This window comes from Alsobacter sp., from assembly GCF_059501845.1.
The window spans coordinates 77,422-102,609 of record NZ_JCACDK010000022.1 but is presented as its reverse complement, the minus strand read 5'-3'; the positions used below and the strand labels follow the sequence as shown (position 1 = coordinate 102,609).

Genomic DNA, 25,188 nt, shown 5'->3' with positions numbered 1-25,188 from the left:
GCGCTCAAGACGCCGTTTCAGGCCTGCTCTTCGCAAATTGAGCAAAAACGGCACGCAGACCTCTGAGCGCCTCGGCTTCAGGTCCTTTCGGCCGACCCTGAAGGGTCCAGAGCAAATATGTGCACAGCCCGTAGGTGAAAGCGCCAACGGCAATCGAAATCGCCAGTTTCGCGATGAGAACAGACGTGTCCAGGCTCGTGAAGAAGGTCTGAACGCCGGCGACCGCGATCGCCATCACAACGACGCTCGCCATTGCCCGGCCATTAAGACTAAGCTGCCGCCACATGGTGACGTTCACCGTCTCCTTGACGAGGTACAGGTTGATCGCAATCGCGATCAAACCAGTCACCATACGCGCGATGATCACGCCCTGTAGTCCGGCAACGACCATGCCAAGCACAATCAGCGGAATGCGGATTACGAAACTCATCAGGTCTCGAAAGAAAAGCTTTCGCGTTTGGCCGAGAGCCATCATCAGCGCCTGTGTACCGCCGCTGAGTGTCTGCAGTGCAAAAATGGCGGAGAGTCCCTGGATCACCGGTATCACCGGCGCCCAGGTTGCTCCCAGGGCGAGACGCACGAGCGGCTCGGCGCACAAGGCGAAACCAACGCCGATGGGCAAGGCGATCGCCGTCATCAGCGCCTGAGCGGACAGGTAGGCCGAGCGAAGCCGGTCGGGCTCGAAGGCAAGCCGCGCAAGCCCGGGAAACAAGACTTTTGTGATCGGCATGATCGCTTCGCGCGTCGGCAAGCTCGCGAGATTGTCGCCAACCGAGTAATAGCCTAGCGCGGGACGGCCGACGTATGTTCCGATCAGCAGGTAGTCGGCGCGCCAATTGATCGTATTCAGGACCTGGCCGGCCGTCAGCCAGAGAGAGAAGCTGAACAGCTCCCGCGTGTGGGTAAGGCGGAATCGCGGACGGTAGGGCAGCAGGAGATAGGAGACCAGAATGTTGGCCGCCTGGCTCGCTATGGCGCTCAGGACGAGAGCCCAGTAGCTCCGCGTTATGAGCGCTACAATTACGGCTACCGCGAAACCGACAACCTTCTGTGACAACTGCAGAATAAAGTCCTGGTGGAAAGTCAGGTTGCGCGAAAAAATGATGGTCTTCGGGTTCGACATGCCTGTGAGCGCTGCACTCAGGGCAAGGGCGAGCATCACGTTCAGAAGCCTGGGATCGTCATAGGCGTTCGCAATGGGCAGCGCTGCCGCAGCGAACCCAATTCCGACGATGAGCGACCGAAGGATGCCCAATGTCCAGGCACTATGGAAATGGTCGTCCTGGGGGTCCTTATGTTGGATCAGCGCATTGGCAAGCGAGAGATCCGTGATCGAGCTGATGACCGCCAGCATGGTGGTCGCGAGAGCGACCAGGCCAAAATCCTCAGGCGTGAGCAGACGCGCGAGGATGAAGGTGCTTACGAGAGAGATCAGATTGACCGAGGCACGCGACACCAGCGACCAAACGGCGCCCTTGGCAAGACGGTCCCGGATTGCGCTCACTGCAGATCGTCTCCATTTCGCATTCGTCGGCCGGAGCACGATCCCAGCAATGTCGCGCGAGAATGCAATCCCCGCGAGGCATGATCATTTAACCGGAAACGGTGTCCGGCGATCCTGAGATTTGCCTTGGCGCGTTCCTGCTAGTGGACGTTTGCGGCGAGAGTCCGACACGTTCGGAATGATACCAGCCGCTCTTTGCCGTTCGCACTCCGAGATTGCCACCCGGAGTGCAACGTCCGGGGTGAGGTCAGCCAAACGCAAAGTTGTCCGCAGTCAGCGAGCTGAGCATCACGTTGCGCAACAGGATGCTGTCCTCGGGTGTGAGGGAGATGAGCACATCCTTCCCGGACGTCTGCGCGCAAGCCATCACCTCACTCAGCGAGGCAGGTCCCTCCGTGAACCTGATGACATCGTGAGCGCTGCCGCGGACCGTGAAATCAGTGATGACGTCCTTGCCGTCGTGCGCACCGAAAACGAAAACGTCCGCTTCGGAACCGCCGGACAGCGTGTCGTTACCCCGACCACCGACAATCGTGTCGCAGCCCCGCCCGCCCGACAAAATGTTCGATCCCTCATTCCCCACGAGGACATTGTCCATGCGGTTCCCGGTTGCAGAGAGATTTCCTGATCCGAGCAGGCGGAGCTCTTCTACATTCTCGGGCAGGGCGTAACTGACCGACGAATAGATGACGTCCCGGCCCTGCCCCGCGGATTCGACGACCACGTCCCCGGAATTGTCCACCATGTATGTATCGTCGCCGATGCCTCCCGCCATCCGATCGGCTCCGGCACCGCCGTCGAGCAGGTTGGCCGCGGCGTTCCCCACCAGCTTGTTGTCGAGATCGTTGCCGTATCCGTCGATTGCGTCGTCGCCCGTCAGGTAGAGCCACTCCACGTTTGCCGAGAGATGATGCGTGACCGAGCTGCGGACCTGATCGATGCCCTCACCTGGCCTTTCCGTGACCACGTCTCCTGCCGAGTCTACGATGTAAGTGTCGTTGCCAAGGCCGCCCGACATCACATCGGCGCCTGCCTTCCCGTCGAGGACGTTATCAGCGACGTTGCCGACCAGGATGTTATCCAGGCCGTTGCCTTCCCCCTTCAGGGCGCGGCCCGTGAGATAGAGGTCCTCGACATCGTTGGACAGCGTGTAGCTGACCGAGGAATAAACCGTGTCATGGCCCTGCCCGGCATGTTCGACGACCTTGTCGAGCGCGTTGTCGACCACGTAGGTGTCGTTCCCGGCGCCTCCCTCCATGAGGTCAGCTCCGGCTGAGCCGTCCAGCCTGTTGGCGCCGTCGTTTCCGACAAGATGGTTCGTCAGCTTGTTGCCAACGGCATTGATGTCGGCCGTACCCATCAGGATCAGCCGTTCCACATTGTCCGGCGCTGCATAGGAGATCCAGGACTGGATCGTATCAGTGCCGCCGCCCGTCTTCTCGACAACGCGGTCACCCGCATCGCGCACGAGGTAGGTGTCGTCGCCGACTCCGCCGATCATCAGATCCGCGCCTGCACCGCCGTCCAGCGTGTTTGCCGCGGCATTGCCCGTGAGGGTGTTGTCGAGGTCGTTGCCCGTGCCGTCGATTGCGGCCGTTCCGGTCAGGATGAGCTTTTCGACATTGGCGTCCAGCGCGTGGCTGAAAGCCGTCATGACGGTGTCGGTCCCGCCGCCAGCCTTCTCGTCGACGTGGGATTGAGCCACCGTCAGCGTGTAGACGTCGTCGCCGGTGCCCCCGCACAGGGTCGCGCAGGTGCCCGCGTCCGTCATCTTGTCAGCCGCGGTGGTCCCTGTGAGGAAGCGGGCCGTCACCGCTCCGCCATACTCGATGATGACGGGGTGGTCGGAGATGGCGACATCGATGCTCGAGACGTTCGACCAGGACTTGATGGCAGTGTCGCCGACCAGGGGATCGTAGAGCTGGACCGAACTGACGATGCTTCCGAACGTCACCGTCACGTTCTGCGCGGGAACGGTCATGGGCTTGCGGTTCGCCTGGTCCCAGATGTCGGGCTCGGCCCAGATCACGAGGTCGCGGACGCCGTAGCCCTTGTCGAGCAGCAGGCTCGCTCCCTTAGCCGGCAGTTGCCCCACTGTCGCGTCGACGGCGTCCCCCAAAGATGCGCCGGGAGCGTGTCCGAGGATCGAGGTCAGGTTGTGCAGGGCGACCGCAACGTCCTTGGGCCTGTTGTTGATGTCGAACAGCCCGAAATGCTTTTCCTGCTGGCTGTTGGTGGGGTCGGCATAACCGTCCATCAGCTGGTAGAGATAGGTCTGCTTCACGCCGGCCTTGAAAGCGTCGAACACCAGATTAAGCGTCAGCTTGGCCTGGGTCGGCTCATCAACGCCCTGCCAGCTCGTGCTGTTGACGGCGGTATGGTAGCCGGCCTCACTGATGACCATGTCCTTGCCGGGCGTGACGTAGGACTGGACGTTCTTGAGCGGGCCGACCAGCGACCCCGGCTGGTCGCCGTTGTTGAAGTAGGTATGGGCGTTGCCGTAGTCGACGACGCCGGACATGTCGCCGATACGGTAGGTATAGCCCGACCACCCCGTGGAGAAGCTCAGGTTCGCGAGCGGGATGTCCTTGAGCAGCGGGTCGGCCTTGAGCGTGTTGTAGAGCCACGTCTGGTAAGCTACCGCCCCGGCGAGGCCGGTCTGTCCGTCGAACGAGACGGGCCAACTGTCGATCTCGTTCGGGCCCTCCATCATGGTGAGGGAGCCCGGGTGCTTCGTCACGAAGTCGCGGATGCGCTGGATGGTGAAGTTCGGATCGGATTCACGCGACACGACGAAATCGAACTTGATGCCGGCATCGGCGAGCGGATCGTAGTGCTTGCCCCCTCCCCCGCCGGTGTAGATGTTCTGCACGCGGTCGCGGACGTTGGAAATTCCCAGATACTGCAGGTCGGCCAGCACATTCTGCCAGTTCGCGTACTGGCTGTCGGTGTACGGCAGATGGGTTTGGACCCCGAGTGAATTGATAAAGCTACCGGCAGTTCCCGAGATTTTCTCACTCATTTTTTGCTTCTGTCTCTGCTTCTATCCTTCATTCAACTGAAACATGAGCGTATTAATCGCCAAAAAACCTGGTGCGCGTGATTTTCTGCAGTAATTTAGATCGTATTTTCAAGGTTGGCGGCCTGCCCGCGGGAGATCGCTTTGCGTGTCCCCGGCGGCTGCGGAACTTCTCGAGCAGGACGGGCGGAGACGGCAAGGCTGGCGACTCAAGCCATGGTCGCGCCGGGCCGGCTCGACCCGCCGGCCGGCCAATTTGGCACCGGGTCGGCGCGGCGTGCGACCGTTGGAGAATTGCAACATTGAGCTTAAATGCCGTCGATCTGGTCGTACGACGTTGACCCTTTTGGGATCGAGCACTACCTTGCATTGTAAGCGGCGCGACAATGCCCGCTCTTCTCCAGAAGAGATCATGAGGTTCGGCATGGACATCACCAAGAAGCCCTACGAGGCACCCCAGCTTGTTGTTCTCGGCTCTTTCGAGGAGATGACGCAGGCTACCAAGAGCGGCGCCAATGCGGACCAGACCATTCCGGCTGGCACGCCTATCGCTGGGAAACTTTCGTAACGACATCGTTCCGCGAACGGGGTCGGCGACGCGGATTGCCCGCGACGCCGTCCGAATATTGAAGCTCCATGTCGGCTCCTACCAATGCGACCTATATGGCGGCGCCAAGCGTCGTGGGTAGCGAACTCGATGATGGCCTTGTTCTCCTCGACGTGGAGACGGGCCTCTACTTCAGGCTGACGGGCGCAGGTCCCATCGTTTGGGAAAAGCTGTCCGCACCGGTGACCCTCGCGGGACTTGTTGCCGCCGTAACAAGCCGTTTCGAGGTTGATCCCGACACGTGCCGCCGTGACATCTCTGCCCTCCTCGATGACCTGATTGCGCGGCGTCTCGTCTCAATCAAGAGCTGAGCTGGCCGGGACGCTCCGACGAACGGCGATGAAGGCTCAGATTTCGAAACGCATGGTCGACCTGGAAGCCCTGGCGATGCTGACGCTGGTGAGGCTTGGTCTTTCCGTGTTCGGCCATAAGCGTATCCGTCCCTGGGTCGCCCGGCTGGCATCACGGGACGGGGCTGCCGTTCCCTCCCCCATGGTGTGCGGGAGCGTTTCGCGCATGGCCCGGTTTATTCCACGGGCGACGTGCCTGACCCAGGCGGTCGCCGCCCAGGCCATGCTGGCACGACGCGGGGATCGAACTCTCGTTTCTGTCGGTGTCAGGACTGGAAACCTTGGCAATGCAGAGGCTCACGCTTGGCTGGTCCGCGGGGGAGAGGTGCTGCTGGGCGGAAGCGCCGAGGAGATCTCCAGCTATCGCCCCCTCATCGCGTTTGATCCCTCTGGTGCCGAGGTCAGGGGCCGGTGATATCCATCGGCGGGATCGTAGGGTCCCGGAGCGACGACCGGGAACCGGTTCTCACCTCCATGATGCGCGCGATGGTGAGAAGCGACACGACCGCGATAACGCTCGCCACTTCCGATCCTGCAGCCCTATCAGCCTCGCCGGGCCAAAAAGCTCTGGCGGTGGTAGAGCGAAACGAACTTCGTACCATCTGCGTCGCCGACGCGCGTCTCTCCAATTCCGACGAGCTGGCAGCGCGGCTCGGGGTTGTCCGGGAAAGCCCGGCCCACCTGATCCTTGCGGCCCACGCGCGCTGGGGAAGGGACTGTGTCCATCACCTGTCGGGCGACTTCGCCTTTGCGGTGTGGGACGAGGGCTCGGGCACGCTCTTTTGTGCACGTGATCCTTTCGGCGTCAGGCCGTTCTTTTTCGCACCGGGCACTCGTGCTCTGGTCTTCGCCTCCGAACTCGCAGGCGTGTTGGCGTGGCCGTTCGTCGACAGCACACCCGATCGCAGCCGGATCGCCGACTACGCGTCCGGCCTTGTCACAGACGCCGAGTCTACGTTTCACCGCGGCGTGAGGCGCCTGCCGCCCGGACATGTGCTCGAATTCGACGGCACTGCCGTCCATTTGCAGCGCTGGTGGCACATCGACGCGCTCTCGGCCGACCTCGCGGGAGATCCTGCGGAAGGGCTCCGGGCCAGGCTGGACGCGGCGGTGGCACGCTGTCTCAAGGGGGCAAACAGGCCGGGAGCATTGCTCAGCGGCGGCCTCGATTCCTCGTCGATTGCCAGCCTTGCAGCCCGCCAGACCGCCGGCCGCCCCTTTGCCACGATCACCCAGGTGTATGACGCGACACCCGATCTCAACGAGCGCCGGTTCGCCGAAGCCGTCGCGTCCGGCAGCCACATGTCCCCTGTGTTTGCACCGGCCGACGACGTTGCGGCGTTCGCGAGCCTGCCCGACCTCATTGCCGAGCAACAGGAGCCCGTGCTTGCGCCCAACCTCGCGACATCCCGCTTGACCTACCGCGTGGCGGCCTCCCTGGGGCTCGACATGCTGCTGGATGGTCACGGTGGCGACGAGGTCGTGTCTCATGGCTACGGCCGGATCGCGGAGCTCGCACGGTCGGGACGGTTCTACGCGCTCTGGACGACAGCACAGGGCCTGGCGGCAGGAGCCGGCGTGCCTCCGTGGCCGGTCTATCTCGAGTGGCTGAAGGAGCATGGTCCGTTGGCACCGGTCCGCTCCCTGAGCCAGCGGCTCAAACGGGTGGTCGGGGTGATCCCGCCGCAGGATCCGGAGCGCCCCGGCAGGTGCCGTTATGTCTCCCGCCAGTTGGCGCGCGAGACCCACCTCGCGGACCGGTACCGCGCAGCCATCGGTTCCAACGACTCGCAGACCACCGAGGCGGAGCAGCACCGCCGGATGCTGCTCGATCCGCTGATCGCTCATGCAAGTGAGATTCTCGACAGGTCCGCGGCCGCGGCTGGCGTCGAAGCGCGGTACCCCTTCTACGACCTCGACCTCGTTGCGTATTGCCTTGCCCTCCCCGCGAAGGAAAAGTTGGACGGGGGCTGGAGCAGGCTCGTCCTTCGTCGAGCCATGCAGGGCCTGCTCCCGCCGGAAGTGCAGTGGCGACGCGACAAGCTGGATTTCACGCCCCACATCGTCGCCAGCATTTTGAGATCCAGGGAGCTCGTGGAGGCCGTGTTGATCGACGACGCGTTCGGCATCGAGGATGTTTTCGACATGGAAGCGCTGAGACGCGCATACCAGTCCCTTACGTCCGAGAGCCCGGTCAATGGGTACGACATGCAGGCGGTCTGGCGTGCGGTGTTTTTCGGCGCGTGGCGCGCCGGCCAGGGCCGTTCCGCCCATGCAGGGTCGGCGCAATGATCGACGCCAAGGCTGTGGGCACCCCGGCTTCGCTCCCCTTCGTCTACCGCGCGTTCGGAGTGGGGGTGCAGAGTGCATTCGAGCTCCCCGAGTTGCAGCCGGACGGCTCCGCCGCACCAGAGTTGCGGATCCTGACGGGAACGACCAGCCGCCGGACGCCCGCTGATCTGAACGACGTCCTGTTTGAACGGGCCGAAGACGGCTCGGCATACTTCTGCTGGCCGGGGATCGGGTCTTTCGCGGTGGAACGCGACGGCCGGATCATCGTCGACCGCTGGGGAGGAGCCGAGGAACGGACGACGAGGCTGCCGCTGCTCGGCATCGTCCTTGCCTATGCGCTACACCTGCGGGGCACCTTCACTCTCCACGCCAGTTCCGTGGCCATCGATGATGCGGCATACATTTTCTTGGGAGACAAGGGCGCGGGAAAGTCGACGACGTGCGCCGCCGCCGTGGCGGCCGGGGCCCGGCTGCTCACCGACGACGTGGTGGCCGTCAGAGCGGTCGCCGGGGAGGCGCCGCTCGTCATGCCGGGCTTTCCGCAGATCAAGATCGAACGGCAGGTGGCAGAGCGTCTCTTCGGACAGGACGTCACTCTCGAGCGCCTCTTCGAAGGGTACGTCAAACTCAGCTACAGGCCGCCCGGCTCGTTCGATCTCACGCCCGTGCGGGTCGCAGCCGCCTTCGTACTGCGCCGCGGCGCGCCAGGCCTTGCCCGCCGGCTCCCTCCGCATGAGGTTTTTGGGGCAATGATGCGCTACTCCTATGTCGTCCGCTTCCCCGGCGCCTTGGGAAAGTCCGGCGAAATTGAGCATTTTCGCACCTGCGCTTCGCTGGCCAAGGAGATCGAGGCTTTCGAGCTCGGTGTGCCCGGGGAGATCGACCGCATACCGGAAGCACTCGAAGCGGCAGTGGCCGCAGTCGCTGCGGGACGGCGCCGGTGAAAGTCCCGGCCTGGGCAAGCGTCGCTCGCCTCTGGTCGTTCGCGCGGACGGTCTACGGAGATTCGCCGGGACGGGCAGCGGGAGCTCTGACCTTCCTGCTGCTGGGGAGCGTTACGGAAGGTGTTTCCATCCTTCTCCTCATCCCGCTGATCCACCTGATCGCACCCGGAAGCGACGTCGTCACGGTCCCGGTTCCGTCGAGCCTGCAGGGCCTATTTGGTCCGGCCCTGTCCCTCTCGCTCGCCAGCGTCCTCGTGATGCTGGTCGTCACCGTCTCGGTTCAGGCGCTTTTTGACCGATTTCGGACTATTCACCGGGCAGAACTGCTTTATGACGTCGTTACGCGCCGCCGATTGCTTCTGTTCGAGAGCATCGGACGGGCTAGGTGGAGCTTCATCGCAGCCCGGCGCGGCTCGGATCTGCACCACGCGGTGACGGCCGACATCGACCGCATTCAGGCGGCGGCCTACTACCTGCTGCTGCTGGTGCAGGATTCGGTACTGCTTCTGGCCTATCTGACCCTGTCCCTAGTCGTTTCTCCGACCATGACGCTGTTCGCATTCGCGATGGGGCTCATCATGCTGGCCGTCCTGCGGCCGGTACGCCGGCGCGCGTCACGCTATGGTCAGTTGCTCACCGAGAACCGCCAGCAGCAGTACAGGACGGTGTCCGAGTTCATCAATGGCCTGAAAGTGGCCAAAAGCCTGAACGCGGAGCCCCGATACCTCGCGGATCTCGCGGGGACGCTGGCAGACATGCGCGACGAGTTCGGACGGTACCTGCGAGTGACCACGCTGGGTACTGCGCTCTTTCAGGTGGGGAGCGTCGTCCTGCTCTCGGTCTTCGTGTTCGTGGCCATCACGGTTTTTCATGTGGCGCTGCCCGAGCTCGTCGTGCTCGTGCTGCTGTTCTGGCGCACGGCGCCCCGGTTTTCTGCGCTCCAGACCGACCTGCAGGAGCTTCTGGTCGACCTGCCCGCGTTCGATGCGGTCGAGCGGCTGAAAGCGGCCTGCGACGACGCCCGGGACGATCTACAGGGCGCGACAGTGGCAGCGCCCGTGCTCGATGGCGCGTTGCGCTTCAGGGACGTCACCTTCCGCTATCCCGAGGCCGAACAGACGGCACTGCAGGCGGCGAGCTTCACCATTCCGGCAAAGCAGGTGACGGCGCTGATCGGACCATCGGGCAGCGGGAAGTCCACGGTGGCGGACCTGGTGATGGGTCTCCTCGAACCGGCGGAAGGAACAATCGACGTAGACGGCGTCCCGCTCACGCCCGCAAACCGGCGCGCATGGCGAGACGGGATGGCCTATGTCCCACAGGAAGCGTTTCTCCTGCACGACACGCTGGGCGCCAACCTTCGGCTGGGGCTGACGCAGCCAGTTTCGGACGACGAGGTCTGGGAGGCGCTTGGCACGGCTTCGGCGGACGGATTCGTGCGGGCGCTTTCCGACGGCCTCGACACCATCGTCGGCGATCGCGGGCTGCGGCTGTCGGGGGGCGAAAGGCAGCGGATCGCGCTGGCGCGCGCCCTGCTTCGCCGCCCCCGAGTCCTCGTGCTTGACGAGGCGACGAGTGCGCTCGACTGGCAGAGCCAGACCGCAATCGCGGCGGCCGTCGAGCGGCTCAGGGGACAGGCTACCGTGGTGACGATCGCACATCGGGTGTCGATGATCGCCTTCGCCGACCGGGTGATCGCGCTCGAGGACGGCGAGGTGGTCGAGGAAGGCCAGTATACCGCCCTCCTCGCCGATCCTGGCAGCCGCCTCTCGCGCATGGTTGCGGCAGAGGGGCGCTTGCCGGCCGCGTGACGTCCTTTTCGGCGGGACATCACTTCCGAGCTTTGCCTAGAAGCTCGCTGCCAGCAGCCGTCTCGTATCGCCCTCCAGCGCCAGCGCGGTCAGCCGGCCCGTGGCGTAGGCGCCCGTGTCGATCCCGATCCGGTTCGCTTCGATGACGGGCTCCTGGGTGGGCGTGTGGCCATGCACGACCACTTTCCCGAAGTCGGCGGTCGAAGACAGGAAAGGCTCCCTGATCATGATCAGGTCCTCGCGGGCCTGATGATCGAGCGGCACGCCCGGCCTCACCCCGGCGTGGCAGAAAAAGTATTCGCCGGCCGAATAGGTCGTCTCGAGGCGCATCAGGAAGCGCCTGTGACCATCCGGAATTCTGGCGGCAAAATCCTCCCGCACGGCCTCGTAGTCGCGTGCCCGGATGGCAGGCTGCACGTCGACGCCGTAGGAGGCCAGCGTTTCCAGCGCGCCCCATTGGCGCCACACCTCGAGAATCGTCGGGTCGTCCAGGAACCGCAGAAGAACGTCCTCGTGGTTGCCGAGAAGGCAGACGACAGGTGTCGGCCAGTCACCCCGAGCGAGCCGGTCGACAACATCAAAGGAGCGGGGGCCGCGGTCGACATAGTCGCCCAGGAAGACCGTCGCCGCGACCTGGGCCGGGCTGGTGCGCATCTCCTGCGCGATATGGTCGGCAAGCGCTTCCATGAGGTCGAAGCGGCCGTGAATGTCACCTATGGCGTAGATGCGCCAGCCGGGCGGCACGGCCGGCGCCGCGTCCTGAGTCGGGCCGCCGGCCTTTCGCGACCGACCCAGGCCGAACTTGTCCAATATCGACATCGGAACTCCGCGCAATTCCAAGCCGCCACGAGTCTAGACCACGAATCTATCGGGCATGCTCACAATTCGGCAAATGTCATGGCTCAATGCCACAATAAGGAAAATGGAGGCACGGACACCCTGGAGCGAGAGCCCGCGTCACATTCAGTGAGGATCCAGCAACCACCCCGAAATCAATGCACCGGGCTCATGCGCGAGCGCCCAAGCATCTTCACGCCCCATGCGCTGGCGATGGTGGCGACTAGTGCCGCCGCAATGAAGACGAAGGCCAGCGCGGGATAGCCGTGGTCCATGAAGCTCCCGACGGCAACGGGTGCGATGGTGGCACCGATGTCGAGGCCGGAATAAACGAAGCCGAAGACCTTGCCGGTGGCCCCGGGTGGGGTCGCCGCGCGCACGAGCATGTCACGCGAGGGCATCGTCGCGCCGGTGAGAAAGCCCGCCACGCCGAGCAGAACGAATGTGGCCACCCACGGAAGTTGATACAAACCGACGATGAGCGTCAGCACGGCGGCGGCTGCAAGGCCGGCGGCCACGATCCGCTCATGGGACGGCACGATGTCGGCCAGGTATCCCCCCGCCAGATTCCCCGCCGCGCCGCCGACGAGATAAAGCGTCGTGGCGCTCACCGCCATCGCGTAGGTCACGTCCTGCACGCCGGGCAGAAGCACCGGCAGGAAGTTTTGCGTACCGATCTGGGAGATCGACAGCAGCGTGAAATAGAGGAGGCAGGCGAGGATCGGCGCGGTCAGCAGAAGGCGCCAGTTCGTGGGTTCGCCGGCTGCCGCTGCGCGCGGATGGGATCGGACTGACGTGTAACGGTGAGCGAGGGCGACGATGATCGCCACGACGAAGGCGCCCAGAGCCACATAGGTCAGCGCCATGCGCCAGCCGAAAAGGCCGGCGAGGGCGACCATGGTGGCGGGCGCTGCGGCCCAGCCGAGGGTGCCCGTCACCGTGTGCACGCTATAGGCCCGGCCAATGCGCCCCGGAGTGATGCGCGCCGTGAGGATGGCGTAATCGGACGGATGGAACACGCTGTTGCCGAGCCCCGCCAGGGCGGACCCGACGGCCAGTCCGAGATAGCCGGCCGACATGCCGGCGACGAGTGCTCCGGCGCCGAGCAGCGCGATCCCGACGGGAAGAACGATTTGCGGTCCGATGCGGTCGACGACAAAGCCGGCCAAGACCTGCGCCACTCCCGAGCAGGCAAAGAAGATCGTGACCAGCAGCCCCAATTGGGTGAAGCCGATAGAAAGGTCGCCGCGGATCAACGGGAACAGTGATGGAAGAGCGAGCTGGAAGAAATGGCTCGCAAAATGCGCCAAACCGACCAGCGCAACGATGCGGCCATCACTGGCAACGACAGAATTGTCCTTCATGATCCGACCCAACTGCACCTTCTGGCTCTATCCGAGCCGCCTCACGCAGACCAGAGCAATCGGGCATGGCAGCACTGTGCGCGGCCGATCGGCGGGTGGCTGGCTTTGATGGGCTCCGAAAAGCCGATGGCACCGCCGAGAGAGCTTGGCGGGCGTATCGAGGATTAAAGGGCTGATCGAATGGCCAAGTCCCCGCCTGAATGCCTGACAATCCCTGGCAAGCGCGGGCCCGAACGCCGGATCCCGCATCGGGTACGACGGACATTAACGGAAACTTTAATCTTAAGTTGAAGCCGTTGCTTAATTTGGCGATAAGCTTGAGCAGATGCGGACGAAGGCAGGTCACGCTGGAGTGCAGTGATGCGAGGAATCGTCTTCGGGGCGCTACCCGCAATCGGACTATGGATCCTGATCGCTCTCGCCTCGAGCTGGGCGCTGCACGCGGAGCGCTACGGGGCCAGCGTGACGTCCCGGACACTTGTCAGCCAGCAGACCAGCGCATTCCGGTGACGGAAGTCAGAACGGACGGCGGTCCGTCTGCCTCCTCCGCTCGTGGCGAACCTTGTCCCGGACTCGGAGTTGAGCGGCTTCACTGATCCGCCAACACCGGAGCCACTCCATGGATCGCCGTCTCGCCATCGCCGCACTGGGTGCGGCTGCTGCATTTCCGTTGGCCGGCCGCGCTTTTGCGCAGTCCGGCGGCCCGGCGCAGCGTCCTCAGAACCTGAACGTCCGCCACCTCGAAGACACGATGCAGGTCGGCACAGTCGCGCTGGCCACCAGCCGCATGGCGCTGGAAAAGGCCCGCGACCCGCGCGTGAAGCAGTTCGCGCAGTTCGAGGTTGCCGAGCAGGAAACCATCGCAGCCGTCCTCAAGGCGATGCAGGAACCCGACACCACTGCCACGACCCAGAACACCGGCGGTGCAAACGGCCAGCCTGCTCAGGCCGGCACCTCATCTCGGATGGCCGACTCCAATGCCCAGCCGAGCCTTGGTCCTCAGGGTGGGCCGATGGTGGACAAAATGCAGGACCTCAACGGCGCCGAATTCGACCGGGCCTATCTCAAAGCGCAACTCGACGGACACCGCCAGCTCCTGCAGATCCAGGACGCCGCGCTGCAGGCCGGCGGTCCCCGGGAGCAAATGGGCGTTGCCCGCATGGCCCGCACGCAGATCAGCGAGCACATCGTGCTCCTGCAAGGGCTCGAGCAGGCGGTGGGCCGGGGCTGACAGTCGAGCTCTTCTTGCGGGCGGCCCAAGGGCCGCCCAATCCCGTGCTGCAAATGCTAACCGTTCGCTGATGCAGTCGGCCTCGACGAACGACAATCTTTCGGAAAATGAGGCGAGGCGGATCGCCGCCTGGATCGCCTGGTTTCCCGAGTTATTGGGGAAAACGGAAGCGGAACGGTAGCCCCAGGATCTCCGGACCGTCATGACTGAGCGGCGCAATATTGCTGCGCGGCCTCAAAGGAGATTCGAATGGCCCCCGGAGACGTTGTCGTCCTGAAATCTGGCAGCCTGTTGATGACCATCTCGCAGATCAAGGACAAAGAAGCCCTTTGCATCTGGTTCCTGAACGGAGATCTGAAGCAGGGCTTTATCAAGGTGGAATGCCTGGAGCCCTACAAGGGGCCGAAGAACGACGTAATAGAGTTCTAGCTCGCCTGCCCAGCCACCCTGTCGAGCAACCCGTCGAGCCGCTTGCAGCACCTCGACGGGGCCGTCGTTGAGCACCCGCCGGCGCCCTCTACGAGACCTATGCGCCGGCCGACGTCACGTCCCTGGCCGACGTCGCAACCGCCGCCGCAAGGGCCGAACGAAGCTGCGCGAGCAGAACGGATCGGGCTCAAAAGTCTGAATTCGCCGGCCGGCTCAGACTTTTTGCGTGCGGCGGCGCTGCTAAGTGTCTGAAAAAGTGGCGGGAGTGACGGGACTCGAACCCGCGGCCTCCGGCGTGACAGGCCGGCGCTCTAACCAACTGAGCTACACCCCCGCGAAGCAAACGGTTGCCCGTCGCGGTGGCGGTGATCTACGGGACGGTTCACCGCCTGTCAAGCGGACGCCGGCGCTCCCCTCGCCACGAAGTTCCGGAGCAGACGGGACACTGAACGTTGGTGGGGTTCCAGCGCGGCTCTCTTCAGTGTTCACCGGCGCGGGCACCTGAAACTGGGCAGGAATCGAGGTGAAGGAACCACTTTTGCGCGCTGGAAACTTCGGCGCCTCGCGTTTCCGAGACTTCAATGCGGACGCGCTATCGAGACTGCAGAGAGAACTCGATGGCGCAGGAGCGCAACATGGTCCGGGCCGCGCTGGTTTCGCTTAAAACGGCGTTCGTCTACTGGCAGTACCGTCGCCAGGTCAGGGCGGGTCAAAGCCGAAGCCGGCCAGTCCTCCACGGGCAGCTGCGACACCGCAGCGGCTGAAGGCCCATACCCTCCGGGGTGCCCTACCCCGCAAACCTGTTGCGCGTGGGATGGGCTCTCGCCGCTTCGCGCAGCGTCTCGGCCAGAGTCGCGGCCGTGAAGGGTTTCAACATGTAGGCGTCGACGCCGCTCGCCTTTGCCTCGGCAATCTGGGCGCGGTCCGAGCGTGCCGTCATCAGCAGCACCGTCATGTCCGCTGTGGCGGGCTGGTTGCGAATGGCCCGCAGCAGCTGGATCCCGCTGAACGGCACCATCTCGACATCCGCGATCACCGCGGCGAAGCGCCGTTCATGCAGCAGTCGCATTGCGGTCGAGGCATCTTCGGCCTCCCGGACATCGCTGATGCCGGCTTCATGGAGCAGCCTGCTGACCACGCGGCGCACCGGACTGGAATCATCGACAATGAGAACAGACGGCACGATCTCGAACAGGGAGCGCTCGGTCTCGACGAAAATGTCTTCGCCGACAACCGTTGCTGGAATGTGGATCGGACCTCCCGACATCGTCTGTGTGGCCTGTTCCCCTCAAGCGGCCGGCAAGCGCCTGGCAGGGCGGCCAGTCATTTCCGCACCGCAAACCGCGGCTGGGAGCGTACGTGGGAGACCTGGGCCTTGCGCGTCGCCTCCTCTTCCTCCTCGGACGTCCGCTCGGGAGCGCGCCTGGCCATGACGTCGAGAACGGTCCTGCGCAACGCCGCCGCTTCGAAAGGCTTGAGCAGATAGCCGTCCGCGTTGAGAGCCCTGGCATCAGAGACATGCGTGAATTGCAGGCTCGCCGTCACCAGCACGAACGGGATGCGCGCCAGGGAGGGCTGGGCGCGGACGAACTGCAGGAACTCGAACCCGTTCACCGGGCTCATCTCGACATCGCTGAAGATGAGGCCGTGGGTTCTGCGCCGGAGCGCTGCAACAGCCTCCGGCGGATTGGCGACCAGCGTCAGGTCGTCGAGGCCGATCTCCTCGAACCGCGACCGCAGGATCTTCAGCATCGTCGGCTGGTCGTCCACCACCAGCACCGGGCGTGCGGCGGCGAGCAATCCTGCAGCGTCATCCGGTGAATGCGGCATTACAGTCTCCTGCAATGACGTTACGGGATAATGGTTTAGCAAAACGGAACGTTTGCTATCGCAACCCGGTTGGGCTCTCCGGTCAGCCCGCGCGATTCAGCGAATCAAGCCGAAACTCGGCTGCGATCATCCGATCATTGATATTGGACAAGCATTTGGCCCGCAAATAGGGGCGAAGACGTAGCGGTCCTGACCGTCACACTGCGAAATATGATCGAAAGCAGTTGAACCTGTAGCATTATCCACAAGCTACGATACCGCCTTGATTGCGCCATGCTAGATTTGGAACGGAGATTGATTCGTGGTGTGCAATAACATGCGTTAACGCCCCGGGCGATGTGCCCGCAGGTTGAACGGCACGAGAAGGCCGGCCTTGGGGACGGGAGGAATGCCATGCGGTTCTACCGAGGCTTGCTCTACGGTATCATTCCGGCCCTCGTACTGTGGGCCGTTATCGCCGTCGTCGCCCATCGCGCGCTCGTCATCCTTGTTCCGCCTTCTTCTCCCCTGATCGCCTCCCAGGACACTGGTCACTCGCTCCGCTGACGTTTCTGCCTAGTGTGCGGCCGGCAAACCCGAGGAAATACGCCCTGCCACGGCGCGGCCGGCCCTGCCGGGTCGCGCGCCGTCCAAGGCTCCGCCGGACAACGCCCGCAGCGCGTTGAGAACCACGGCAACGTCGATTGCTTCCTGAAGCAGGGCTCCCTGCAGTGGGGTAAGCCATCCCAGAGTCGCCGCCCCCATCGCCAGCACAGACAATCCCATCCCGGCTGCGACACTCTGGCGCGCGATGGAAAGTGACCGGCGCGCCGCTGCGAGGGCGAGGGGCAGCCTGTCGAGGGCATCGACGAGGATCACGGCATCGGCTGCCTCGGACGACGCGGCAGCCCCTCGCGCTCCCATGGCGATACCGACGTCGGCGGCGGCGAGAGCAGGCGCGTCGTTGACACCGTCGCCCACCATCGCGGTGCGCGCCACCTCCCCCTCCTCGCGCACTACGGCAACCTTTCCCTCCGGGGTTTGGTCGGCGGCGATCCTGTCAATGGCGAGTCCAGCCGCTACACCCTCGGCCACATCGGCCCTGTCCCCCGTCACCAGCACGATTCGGGTGATGCCGGCGCGCCGCATGGCCTCCAGCGTGCCGGCCGCTTCGGGGCGCAGGGTATCTTCGAGCGTCAGGACGCCGGCGGGCCTGCCGTCGAGGGCGACATGCGTCAGCAGCCGGCTAGCCTCCCCCGGTGGCGTGCTGACCGGCAGGCCCGTATGCGTCTGAATAAATCCGCCGGAGCCCAGCGCCACCTTGCGGCCCGCCACCACTCCGACAACCCCCGCGCCATGCTCCTCGTGCACGGCTTCGGGCGTCGTCAGGCTCTCGCCGGCCTGCAAGGCATGCAGCACGAGCGCGGACGACACCACGTGTGGCGAGCCCTGCGCGAGCGACGCCGCCAGCCGCAGCACTTCCGCTGCGGAACAGCCCGCCTCGGCGGACACGCCCGTCACGCGGGGGGTCCCGGTGGTGAGGGTTCCCGTCTTGTCCAGCAGGAGCGTCCGCAGCGCCGCCATGCGCTCCAGCGCGCTGGCACTCTTGACCAGGACACCTGCACGGGCGGCACGCGACAGGCCTGCGACGATGGCCACCGGGACGGCGAGGAGCAGCGGACATGGGGTGGCCACGACGAGCACGGCCAGCGCCCGGGAGACCTCACCCGTCCACATCCAGACACCGCCTGAGAGGGCGACGGTGAAAACCAGGAAGCCGACGGACCAGCGGTCCGCGAGCCGTGCCGCGGGGGCCCGCGAACTTCGGGCGCCTTCCACTAGCGCGACGATCCTGGCGAAGGTGCTGCGCGAGGCGTCGCTGGTCGCGTCGAGCGTGAAGGCGCCACCGGCATTGGTGGTGCCGCTGGTGACGGGTTCACCTCTCTCGCGGGTCACGGGAAGGGACTCGCCGCTCATCGCGCTTTCGTCCAGCACGGCCCGCTCGTCCATGAGCAGGCCGTCGACCGGGACGACCTCGCCCGGGCGCACCAGCACCCGGTCACCGGCTCGGACAGCCTCCAGCGGAACCTCGACAACGGAGTGGTCGCGCAGCAGCCGGGCTCGGCGCGGAACGCGGGACAGAAGCGCGGTCATCTCGCGCTCCGCCCGCCCCTGCGCATAGCCCTCCAGCAGTTGCCCGCCGGAGAACATCAGCGCGACCACGCAGGCGGCCAGCATCTCGCCGGCCGCCAGGCATCCGGCCATGGCCAGTGCCGCGATCACGTCCAGGCCGAATGCCCCGCGGGACAGCGACCGCACGATCTCGACCGCGAGAACGGCAAGGACCGCCGCCGCACCCGCTGCCCAGAACAAGCCCGCGCGCGCCGGATCGCCCACCCACGCGCCAGCAAGGCCGGCGGCCAGGCTCGCGACGGTCACACCGAAGAGGGCGGCCGAAAAGGCGCGTGCGGACATATGATCTCTCGCGCATGGTCTAGCGGGCGTCGGGAGTACCGGCCATGCGCGAGATCAAGTCTGAGGGCGGATCAGAAGTGGCGCATCGCCTGCCACATGGTCCATACGCCGATTGCGATCAGGGCGAGGCCTAGCGCCCTGGCTACGGCGAGAGTCGTTTCGGGAAGACGGCTTGCGCGCAAGCCGAGGGGAGCCTCACTGGACATACGCTTCAGGCTCATGCCTACCTCCACGCTACGCAGTGGTGTCCTCCAGGGGCGCCGGACACTTCGGACCGGGGGAACCGCCCACACGAAAGAGGTACCTCGTTGCGTTGGTAAGGTTAAGTACAATTAACCACGTTCCATTTGTTTCGCTCAAAATGGTTAACGTAGTCTTAGCCCTATGCCGGGAGTCCTCCTTTTGCATGCAGCCAACGCGGCCCGGAACGTGTTTGAGCGAGTGAAACCGGCGCGGGGCCCGTGCTGCGAAGGCTTTTGTTTCGCCCGAAAACGTGAAGGCGCACTCACCGAGGCCGAAAGCGGTTGTGGCCCTGCCCGGAAACTGTCTGGCGGCTGCCGGATTTCGCCGGCACCTGTGTAGAACGAGCCAGCAGCCCCGTCTGCGACCGCGCTTCCGACGACGAGCTTGCTACCTCCTTCGCATGAGAGGCGCCGGCGTCGACAGGTCCTATGCGCCCTGGGCGAGACCGACCTGCCCTGCCCCACGCGCCATCGCAGTAGCGGGCCCGGACGGGCTGGACGAGGGGGCGCACACCGGCATTGTCCCGGGCTACAGCAGCCTCCTCCAGGCTGGCCTGGCAGGCTCCCACGAAGGGGGCAGTACGGCCGAACCCTGGGAGGTGGCCGCCAAGTGCAGAACGATGCAGCGAGATGGTCGTTGCTCTGCACGACCGGCACCGTATATCGGTCGCGCGCCGCAGACGATGCCGGGATGGTGGTGGTGGTGGGCGGTGAGGGTTTCGAACCCCCGACCCTCTCGGTGTAAGCGAGACGCTCTACCGCTGAGCTAACCGCCCTGTGGGTCCATATGCCAGCGGCGCCTTGCGGGCGCAAGGTGCGGCACGCCGGAAGCAGGAAGGGCCGGCGTCAGGCCGGCCCTCTTCAGAATGGGGTGGACGAGATCAGCCGTTGAGGGCGGTCTTCAGGCCAGCGCCGGCCTTGAACTTCGGCGCGAGCGAAGCCTTCGTCTTGATCGTCTCGCCGGTGCGCGGATTGCGCGCTTCGCCGGCCGGGCGCTTGGTGACGAGGAAGGTGCCGAAGCCGACGAGCCGGACTTCGTCGCCCGCCTTGAGGCTGGAGGTGATGGACTCCAGCACCGCGTCGACCGCTGCGGTCGCCTGCGCCTTGCTGAGATCCGCCTGTCCCGCCACTGCGGCGACCAATTCGCCCTTGTTCATCGTATTCTCCCTGATCGTAGAAGATCGCTGCGCCGAATCCCGGCGTCCGCGCCCTTCTTTCAGGTCGCACCTTCCGAGGCAAGTCGCCGGGCAGGTTCAAAGCCCAGAAATCCGTGGATTTGCCCCAAAAAAATGGCCCCCGGATCGATCCGGGGGCCTTTTCTCAACAGAGGTGACCGTGGACGCCTCAGTGCGCGACGATGCCGGCTGCCTCATCCTCGGCGGGGGTCGGCCGGGTGGCAGGCACCGCGGGCTCCTCCCACTCGATCGGCACGGGCTGGCGGATCAACGCGTGGCGGATGACCTCCTCCATGCGCGAGACCGGCACGATCTCCATCCCGTTCTTGACGCTCTCCGGCAGCTCCACGAGGTCCTTGGCGTTCTCCTCGGGGATCAGCACCTTCTTGACGCCGCCACGCAGCGCCGCGAGGAGCTTCTCCTTGAGGCCGCCGATCGGCAGCACCCGGCCGCGCAACGTGACCTCGCCGGTCATGGCGATGTCGTGCCGGACAGGGATGCCGGTCAGCACCGAGACGATGGCCGTAGCCATGCCGATGCCCGCAGACGGACCGTCCTTGGGCGTCGCGCCTTCCGGAACGTGCACGTGGATGTCACGCCGGTCGAAGAGCGGCGGCTCCAGCCCGAAATCGATGGCACGGGAGCGGACGTACGACGCCGCCGCCGAGATCGATTCCTTCATCACGTCCTTCAGGTTGCCGGTCACGGTCATCTTGCCGCGGCCGGGCATCATGACGCCTTCGATGGTCAGCAGCTCGCCGCCCACCTCGGTCCACGCCAGACCCGTGACAACGCCGACCTGGTCCTCCGTCTCGGTCTCGCCGTAGCGGAACTTCGGCACGCCGAGGAAGTCGGGCAGGGTCTTTGCGTTGACCAGCACCTTCTTCTTCTTGGAGAGCAGGATCTCCTTCACCGCCTTGCGGGCGAGATTCTGGAGTTCCCGGGTCAGGTTGCGCACGCCCGCTTCCCGCGTGTAGCGGCGAATGAGCATGAGCAGGGCTTCGTCGTCGATCGCCCACTCCTTCGCCTCGAGGCCATGCTTCTTCAGGGCCTCGGGGATGAGGTGGCGACGGGCGATCTCGACCTTCTCCTCCTCGGTGTAGCCGGCGAGCCGGATCACCTCCATGCGGTCCAGCAAGGGGGGCGGGATGTTGAGCGTGTTCGCCGTCGTCACGAACATCACGTTCGACAGGTCATAGTCGACCTCGAGGTAATGGTCGTTGAAGGCGTTGTTCTGCTCGGGATCCAGCACCTCGAGAAGGGCCGACGACGGGTCGCCGCGGAAGTCCATGCCCATCTTGTCGATCTCGTCGAGCAGGAAGAGCGGGTTGGACGTCTTGGCCTTGCGCATCGACTGGATGATCTTGCCGGGCATCGAGCCGATATAGGTGCGCCGGTGACCGCGGATCTCGGCCTCGTCACGCACGCCGCCGAGCGACATGCGCACGAACTCGCGTCCCGTGGCCTTCGCGATCGACTTGCCGAGCGACGTCTTGCCGACGCCGGGAGGTCCGACGAGGCACAGGATCGGCCCGGTCAGCTTGTTCGCGCGGCTCTGCACGGCGAGATACTCGACGATACGCTCCTTGACCTTCTCGAGGCCGTAATGCTCCGCATCCAGGATCTGCTGCGCGAGCGGCAGGTCCTTCTTGACCTTGGAGCGCTTGCCCCACGGCAGCGACAGCATCCAGTCCAGATAGTTGCGCACCACCGTCGCCTCGGCGGACATCGGCGACATCTGGCGGAGCTTCTTCAGCTCGGCCATCGCCTTGTCGCGCGCCTCCTTCGACAGCTTGGTCTTGTTGATGCGCTCCTCGATCTCGGCGAGTTCGTCCTTTCCGTCCTCGTCGCCGAGTTCCTTCTGGATCGCCTTCATCTGCTCGTTCAGGTAGTACTCGCGCTGGGTCTTCTCCATCTGGCGCTTGACGCGCGAGCGGATGCGCTTTTCCACCTGAAGCACCGAGATCTCGCTCTCCATGAAGCCGAGCACCTTTTCCAGGCGCTTGGTCACGTCGGTGATCTCGAGCACGTCCTGCTTGTCGGTGATCTTCACCGCGAGATGCGAGGCGATGGTGTCGGCGAGCTTCGAATAGTCGTCGATCTGGCCAACCGCGGCCACGACCTCGGGAGAGACCTTCTTGTTGAGCTTCACATAGCTCTCGAACTCCGAGACGACGGAGCGCGCCAGCGCCTCGGCCTCGATCTTGTTCGGGATCACGTCGGCGAGTGCCTGCGCCTCGGCCTCGTAGAAGTCGTCGGAGCGGACATAGCTGCGCACGGAGGCGCGGCCCACACCTTCGACCAGCACCTTCACGGTACCGTCGGGAAGCTTCAGCAGCTGGAGCACGCTGGCCAGCGTGCCGATCGGGAAGATCGCGTCGGTCGCCGGGTCGTCATCGGCGGCGTTCTTCTGCGTGGCCAGCAGGATCAGCTTCTCGCTCTTGACGACCTCCTCGAGAGCCTTGATGGACTTCTCGCGGCCGACGAAGAGCGGCACGATCATGTGGGGGAAGACGACGATGTCGCGAAGCGGCAGGACGGGGAACACGTCCACCGATCCCGGCTCGACCTGCGGACGCTGTCTGGATGTCGTCATGGAACAGATGTCCTTTCTGGTGCGCTCGCGAGGGCGCCCGTGGCGGGCCGTCCGGCGAACGAGATGCGAAGGGCCGGCGATATGCCGTTCCTGCGCGACGCACCCGGTTCCTCCGGTCCCTTTCGGGGCCGTTTGGGATGAGCGAACCGGCTCAGTAAACTAGATGGTTACCCATCGCCCTGCCTTCAAGCGGGGCCATGGCCCGCGCCCGGAGGCGCGGGCCACAATGCCGTGATCAGGCGCTGGACGCCGTTTCGCCGACCTTGTCGGAGTAGATGTAGAGCGGCCGGGCCTTGCCTTCCACCACCTCGGGTCCGATGACCACCTGCTCGCACCCTTCGAGGCTCGGCAGGTCGTACATCGTGTCGAGCAGGATGCCCTCCATGATGGAGCGCAGGCCGCGCGCGCCGGTCTTGCGCTCGATGGCCTTCTTGGCGATCAGCGACACAGCCTCGTCGGAGAAGGTCAGTTCGACGTCCTCCATCTCGAAGAGACGGCCGTACTGCTTGACCAGCGCGTTCTTGGGCTCGGTGAGGATCTTCTTCAGCGCGGGCTCGTCGAGGTCCTCGAGCGTGGCAATCACCGGCAGACGGCCGACGAACTCCGGGATGAGCCCGAACTTCAGCAGGTCCTCCGGCTCCACCTCGCGGAAGATCGCGCCGGTGCGGCGGTCGTCCGGGGCCTCGACCTTGGCGCCGAAGCCGATCGAGGTGCCCTTGCCGCGCGACTGGATGATCCGCTCGAGCCCCGCGAAGGCGCCGCCGCAGATGAACAGGATGTTGGTCGTGTCCACCTGCAGGAACTCCTGCTGGGGATGCTTGCGGCCGCCCTGCGGTGGCACGGAGGCAACGGTGCCTTCCATGATCTTCAGCAGTGCCTGCTGCACGCCTTCGCCCGACACGTCCCTCGTGATGGACGGGTTGTCGGACTTGCGGCTGATCTTGTCGATCTCGTCGATGTAGACGATGCCGCGCTGGGCACGCTCGACATTGTAGTCGGACGCCTGCAGCAGCTTCAGGATGATGTTTTCGACGTCCTCGCCGACATAGCCGGCCTCGGTGAGGGTGGTCGCGTCCGCCATCGTGAAGGGCACGTCGAGGATGCGTGCGAGCGTCTGCGCGAGCAGCGTCTTGCCCGATCCCGTCGGGCCGACGAGCAGGATGTTCGACTTCGCCAGTTCCACGTCGCTGTGCTTCGTGGCGTGGTTCAGGCGCTTGTAGTGGTTGTGCACCGCGACAGACAGGACCTTCTTCGCGTGATCCTGGCCGATGACGTAGTCATCGAGGACCTTGCGAATTTCCTTGGGTGTCGGCACCCCGTCCCGCGACTTCACCAGCGAGGATTTGTTCTCCTCGCGGATGATGTCCATGCAGAGCTCCACACACTCGTCGCAGATGAACACCGTCGGACCGGCGATCAGTTTACGGACTTCGTGCTGGCTCTTGCCGCAGAACGAGCAGTACAGCGTGCTCTTGGAGTCACCGCCGCCGACTTTGCTCATGGCAAACCTCCGCTCGATCGCCCCGCCGCGCTATGTTGCGCGTCACGGCCACGATCACGTTAACGGCCGGCAGCCTAAGAAACTGTAGCGCTCCAAAGGCTCCGGACCACCAGAGACCGATCCCCGCTTGATACGCTTACACAGGCGGATTCGGCACCATGTGTCCGAATGCAAACATGGTGCCGTGCAGGGATCAATAGGCTCCAACCCCTATAAGGTTGGAGATTCCGGAATTGAAACAGATTGGACACGCCCGGCGTTCCGGCATCGGACAACGACCCGGGCGGTTCTCTCTGGCATCAGGACGGCTCGACCGGGCGTTTTTCCATGACCTGGTCGACGATGCCGAACGCTTTCGCACCCTCGGCCGTCATGAAATTGTCGCGCTCCAGCGCTTCCTCGATCGTCTTGTAGTCCTTGCCCGTGTGCTTCTCGTAGATCTCGTTGAGGCGGCGCTTCAGCCCCTCGACCTCGCGGGCGTGGATCAGGATGTCGGTGACCTGGCCCTGGTAGCCGCCGGAAGGCTGGTGGACCATGATCCTGGCATTCGGAAGCGCGAACCGCATGCCGGCCTCGCCGGCCGCGAGCAACAGGGAGCCCATCGAGGCTGCCTGGCCGACGCAGAGCGTCGAGACCGCCGGGCGGATGAACTGGATCGTGTCGTAGATCGCCAGGCCGGACGTGACGATTCCGCCGGGCGAGTTGATGTAGATGGAGATCTCCTTCTTCGGGTTCTCCGACTCGAGGAACAGCAACTGGGCGACGACAAGCGACGCCATGTTGTCCTCGACGGGACCGGTGAGGAAGATCACACGTTCGCGAAGCAGCCGTGAATAGATGTCGAACGCGCGCTCGCCGCGGTTCGACTGCTCCACGACCATCGGCACGAGCATGTTGTTGTAGACTTCGATGGGATCGCGCATGGCCGTGCCCGAGTGTCCTGTCTTGACGAGAACGGCGCAGGCAAATCACCTGCGCCGGATCCCCAACATAGTCACCGCA

General features: G+C 64.6%; 22 protein-coding genes and 2 tRNA genes. 10 read left to right on the top strand and 14 right to left on the bottom strand.

Annotation, left to right across the window (positions count from 1 at the left end):
- Positions 1 to 4: 4 nt before the first annotated feature.
- Positions 5 to 1,504, bottom strand: a complete 1,500-nt coding sequence (locus AC5JCN_RS26870) for a lipopolysaccharide biosynthesis protein (protein WP_495758222.1) — start codon at positions 1,502 to 1,504, stop codon at positions 5 to 7.
- A gap of 247 nt (positions 1,505 to 1,751) precedes the next feature.
- Positions 1,752 to 4,526 carry a calcium-binding protein gene (locus AC5JCN_RS26865; RefSeq protein ID WP_495758221.1) on the bottom strand — a complete coding sequence of 925 codons (2,775 nt, stop codon included), beginning with the start codon at positions 4,524 to 4,526 and terminating at the stop codon, positions 1,752 to 1,754.
- Positions 4,527 to 4,935: 409 nt separating this feature from the next.
- Between AC5JCN_RS26865 and AC5JCN_RS26860 the strand changes: the two genes are divergently transcribed.
- The 6 genes from AC5JCN_RS26860 to AC5JCN_RS26835 all read left to right on the top strand — a co-directional run bounded on the left by AC5JCN_RS26860 (position 4,936) and on the right by AC5JCN_RS26835 (position 10,527).
- Positions 4,936 to 5,091 (top strand): lasso RiPP family leader peptide-containing protein, encoded by a 156-nt coding sequence (locus tag AC5JCN_RS26860; protein WP_495758220.1) that lies wholly within the window; start codon positions 4,936 to 4,938, stop codon positions 5,089 to 5,091.
- A 68-nt stretch (positions 5,092 to 5,159) separates the two neighbouring features.
- Positions 5,160 to 5,441: a PqqD family protein gene (locus AC5JCN_RS26855; protein ID WP_495758219.1), complete on the top strand. Its 282-nt coding sequence runs from the start codon at positions 5,160 to 5,162 to the stop codon at positions 5,439 to 5,441.
- Between the two features lie 28 nt (positions 5,442 to 5,469).
- On the top strand, positions 5,470 to 5,895 hold the full coding sequence (locus AC5JCN_RS26850; protein WP_495758218.1) for a lasso peptide biosynthesis B2 protein: 426 nt from the start codon (positions 5,470 to 5,472) through the stop codon (positions 5,893 to 5,895).
- 71 nt (positions 5,896 to 5,966) lie between these two features.
- Entirely contained in the window at positions 5,967 to 7,772 is a 1,806-nt protein-coding gene (locus tag AC5JCN_RS26845; RefSeq protein WP_495758217.1) for an asparagine synthase-related protein, read from the top strand.
- Entirely contained in the window at positions 7,769 to 8,716 is a 948-nt protein-coding gene (locus AC5JCN_RS26840) for a hypothetical protein (protein WP_495758216.1), read from the top strand. The genes AC5JCN_RS26845 and AC5JCN_RS26840 overlap by 4 nt, the downstream gene beginning before the upstream one ends.
- The gene (locus AC5JCN_RS26835; protein ID WP_495758215.1) at positions 8,713 to 10,527 is read left to right on the top strand and encodes an ABC transporter ATP-binding protein; all 1,815 of its coding nucleotides are present in this window, start codon (positions 8,713 to 8,715) and stop codon (positions 10,525 to 10,527) included. Before AC5JCN_RS26840 ends, AC5JCN_RS26835 begins: the two co-directional genes overlap by 4 nt.
- A gap of 36 nt (positions 10,528 to 10,563) precedes the next feature.
- On the opposite strand, the gene AC5JCN_RS26830 is transcribed toward AC5JCN_RS26835, so the two are convergent.
- Both AC5JCN_RS26830 and AC5JCN_RS26825 read right to left on the bottom strand, forming a co-directional pair.
- Positions 10,564 to 11,346 carry a metallophosphoesterase gene (locus AC5JCN_RS26830; RefSeq protein ID WP_495758214.1) on the bottom strand — a complete coding sequence of 261 codons (783 nt, stop codon included), beginning with the start codon at positions 11,344 to 11,346 and terminating at the stop codon, positions 10,564 to 10,566.
- Between the two features lie 173 nt (positions 11,347 to 11,519).
- A complete protein-coding gene (locus AC5JCN_RS26825) occupies positions 11,520 to 12,728 on the bottom strand; it encodes an MFS transporter (protein ID WP_495758213.1) in 1,209 nt (402 codons plus the stop codon).
- A 360-nt stretch (positions 12,729 to 13,088) separates the two neighbouring features.
- Between AC5JCN_RS26825 and AC5JCN_RS26820 the strand changes: the two genes are divergently transcribed.
- The 3 genes from AC5JCN_RS26820 (at position 13,089) to AC5JCN_RS26810 (ending at position 14,388) form a co-directional block, all read left to right on the top strand.
- Positions 13,089 to 13,238, top strand: a complete 150-nt coding sequence (locus AC5JCN_RS26820) for a hypothetical protein (protein WP_495758212.1) — start codon at positions 13,089 to 13,091, stop codon at positions 13,236 to 13,238.
- A gap of 109 nt (positions 13,239 to 13,347) precedes the next feature.
- Positions 13,348 to 13,959 (top strand): DUF4142 domain-containing protein, encoded by a 612-nt coding sequence (locus AC5JCN_RS26815; RefSeq protein ID WP_495758211.1) that lies wholly within the window; start codon positions 13,348 to 13,350, stop codon positions 13,957 to 13,959.
- 249 nt (positions 13,960 to 14,208) lie between these two features.
- Positions 14,209 to 14,388, top strand: a complete 180-nt coding sequence (locus AC5JCN_RS26810) for a YodC family protein (RefSeq protein ID WP_495758210.1) — start codon at positions 14,209 to 14,211, stop codon at positions 14,386 to 14,388.
- Between the two features lie 257 nt (positions 14,389 to 14,645).
- Here AC5JCN_RS26810 and AC5JCN_RS26805 read toward each other — a convergent pair.
- From AC5JCN_RS26805 to AC5JCN_RS26795, 3 genes are all read right to left on the bottom strand, one after another.
- Positions 14,646 to 14,722 (bottom strand) — tRNA-Asp (locus AC5JCN_RS26805).
- 453 nt (positions 14,723 to 15,175) lie between these two features.
- Positions 15,176 to 15,655, bottom strand: coding sequence for a response regulator (locus AC5JCN_RS26800; protein WP_495758209.1), 480 nt, complete (start codon positions 15,653 to 15,655; stop codon positions 15,176 to 15,178).
- A gap of 56 nt (positions 15,656 to 15,711) precedes the next feature.
- Positions 15,712 to 16,218: a response regulator gene (locus tag AC5JCN_RS26795; RefSeq protein WP_495758208.1), complete on the bottom strand. Its 507-nt coding sequence runs from the start codon at positions 16,216 to 16,218 to the stop codon at positions 15,712 to 15,714.
- 393 nt (positions 16,219 to 16,611) lie between these two features.
- Here AC5JCN_RS26795 and AC5JCN_RS26790 point away from each other — a divergent pair, with 393 nt between their 5' ends.
- Positions 16,612 to 16,764 (top strand): hypothetical protein, encoded by a 153-nt coding sequence (locus AC5JCN_RS26790; protein ID WP_495758207.1) that lies wholly within the window; start codon positions 16,612 to 16,614, stop codon positions 16,762 to 16,764.
- Positions 16,765 to 16,773: 9 nt separating this feature from the next.
- On the opposite strand, the gene AC5JCN_RS26785 is transcribed toward AC5JCN_RS26790, so the two are convergent.
- From AC5JCN_RS26785 to AC5JCN_RS26755, 7 genes are all read right to left on the bottom strand, one after another.
- A complete protein-coding gene (locus tag AC5JCN_RS26785) occupies positions 16,774 to 18,672 on the bottom strand; it encodes a heavy metal translocating P-type ATPase (protein WP_495758206.1) in 1,899 nt (632 codons plus the stop codon).
- Positions 18,673 to 18,743: 71 nt separating this feature from the next.
- A complete protein-coding gene (locus AC5JCN_RS26780) occupies positions 18,744 to 18,893 on the bottom strand; it encodes a hypothetical protein (RefSeq protein WP_495758205.1) in 150 nt (49 codons plus the stop codon).
- Between the two features lie 722 nt (positions 18,894 to 19,615).
- A tRNA-Val gene (locus tag AC5JCN_RS26775) sits at positions 19,616 to 19,690 on the bottom strand.
- Positions 19,691 to 19,795: 105 nt separating this feature from the next.
- Entirely contained in the window at positions 19,796 to 20,086 is a 291-nt protein-coding gene (locus AC5JCN_RS26770) for an HU family DNA-binding protein (RefSeq protein WP_495758281.1), read from the bottom strand.
- A 172-nt stretch (positions 20,087 to 20,258) separates the two neighbouring features.
- Positions 20,259 to 22,685, bottom strand: coding sequence for an endopeptidase La (gene lon / locus AC5JCN_RS26765; RefSeq protein ID WP_495758204.1), 2,427 nt, complete (start codon positions 22,683 to 22,685; stop codon positions 20,259 to 20,261).
- 235 nt (positions 22,686 to 22,920) lie between these two features.
- Positions 22,921 to 24,186, bottom strand: a complete 1,266-nt coding sequence (clpX, locus tag AC5JCN_RS26760) for an ATP-dependent Clp protease ATP-binding subunit ClpX (RefSeq protein WP_495758203.1) — start codon at positions 24,184 to 24,186, stop codon at positions 22,921 to 22,923.
- Between the two features lie 299 nt (positions 24,187 to 24,485).
- Positions 24,486 to 25,109 (bottom strand): ATP-dependent Clp protease proteolytic subunit, encoded by a 624-nt coding sequence (locus AC5JCN_RS26755; protein WP_495758202.1) that lies wholly within the window; start codon positions 25,107 to 25,109, stop codon positions 24,486 to 24,488.
- Positions 25,110 to 25,188: the final 79 nt, after the last annotated feature.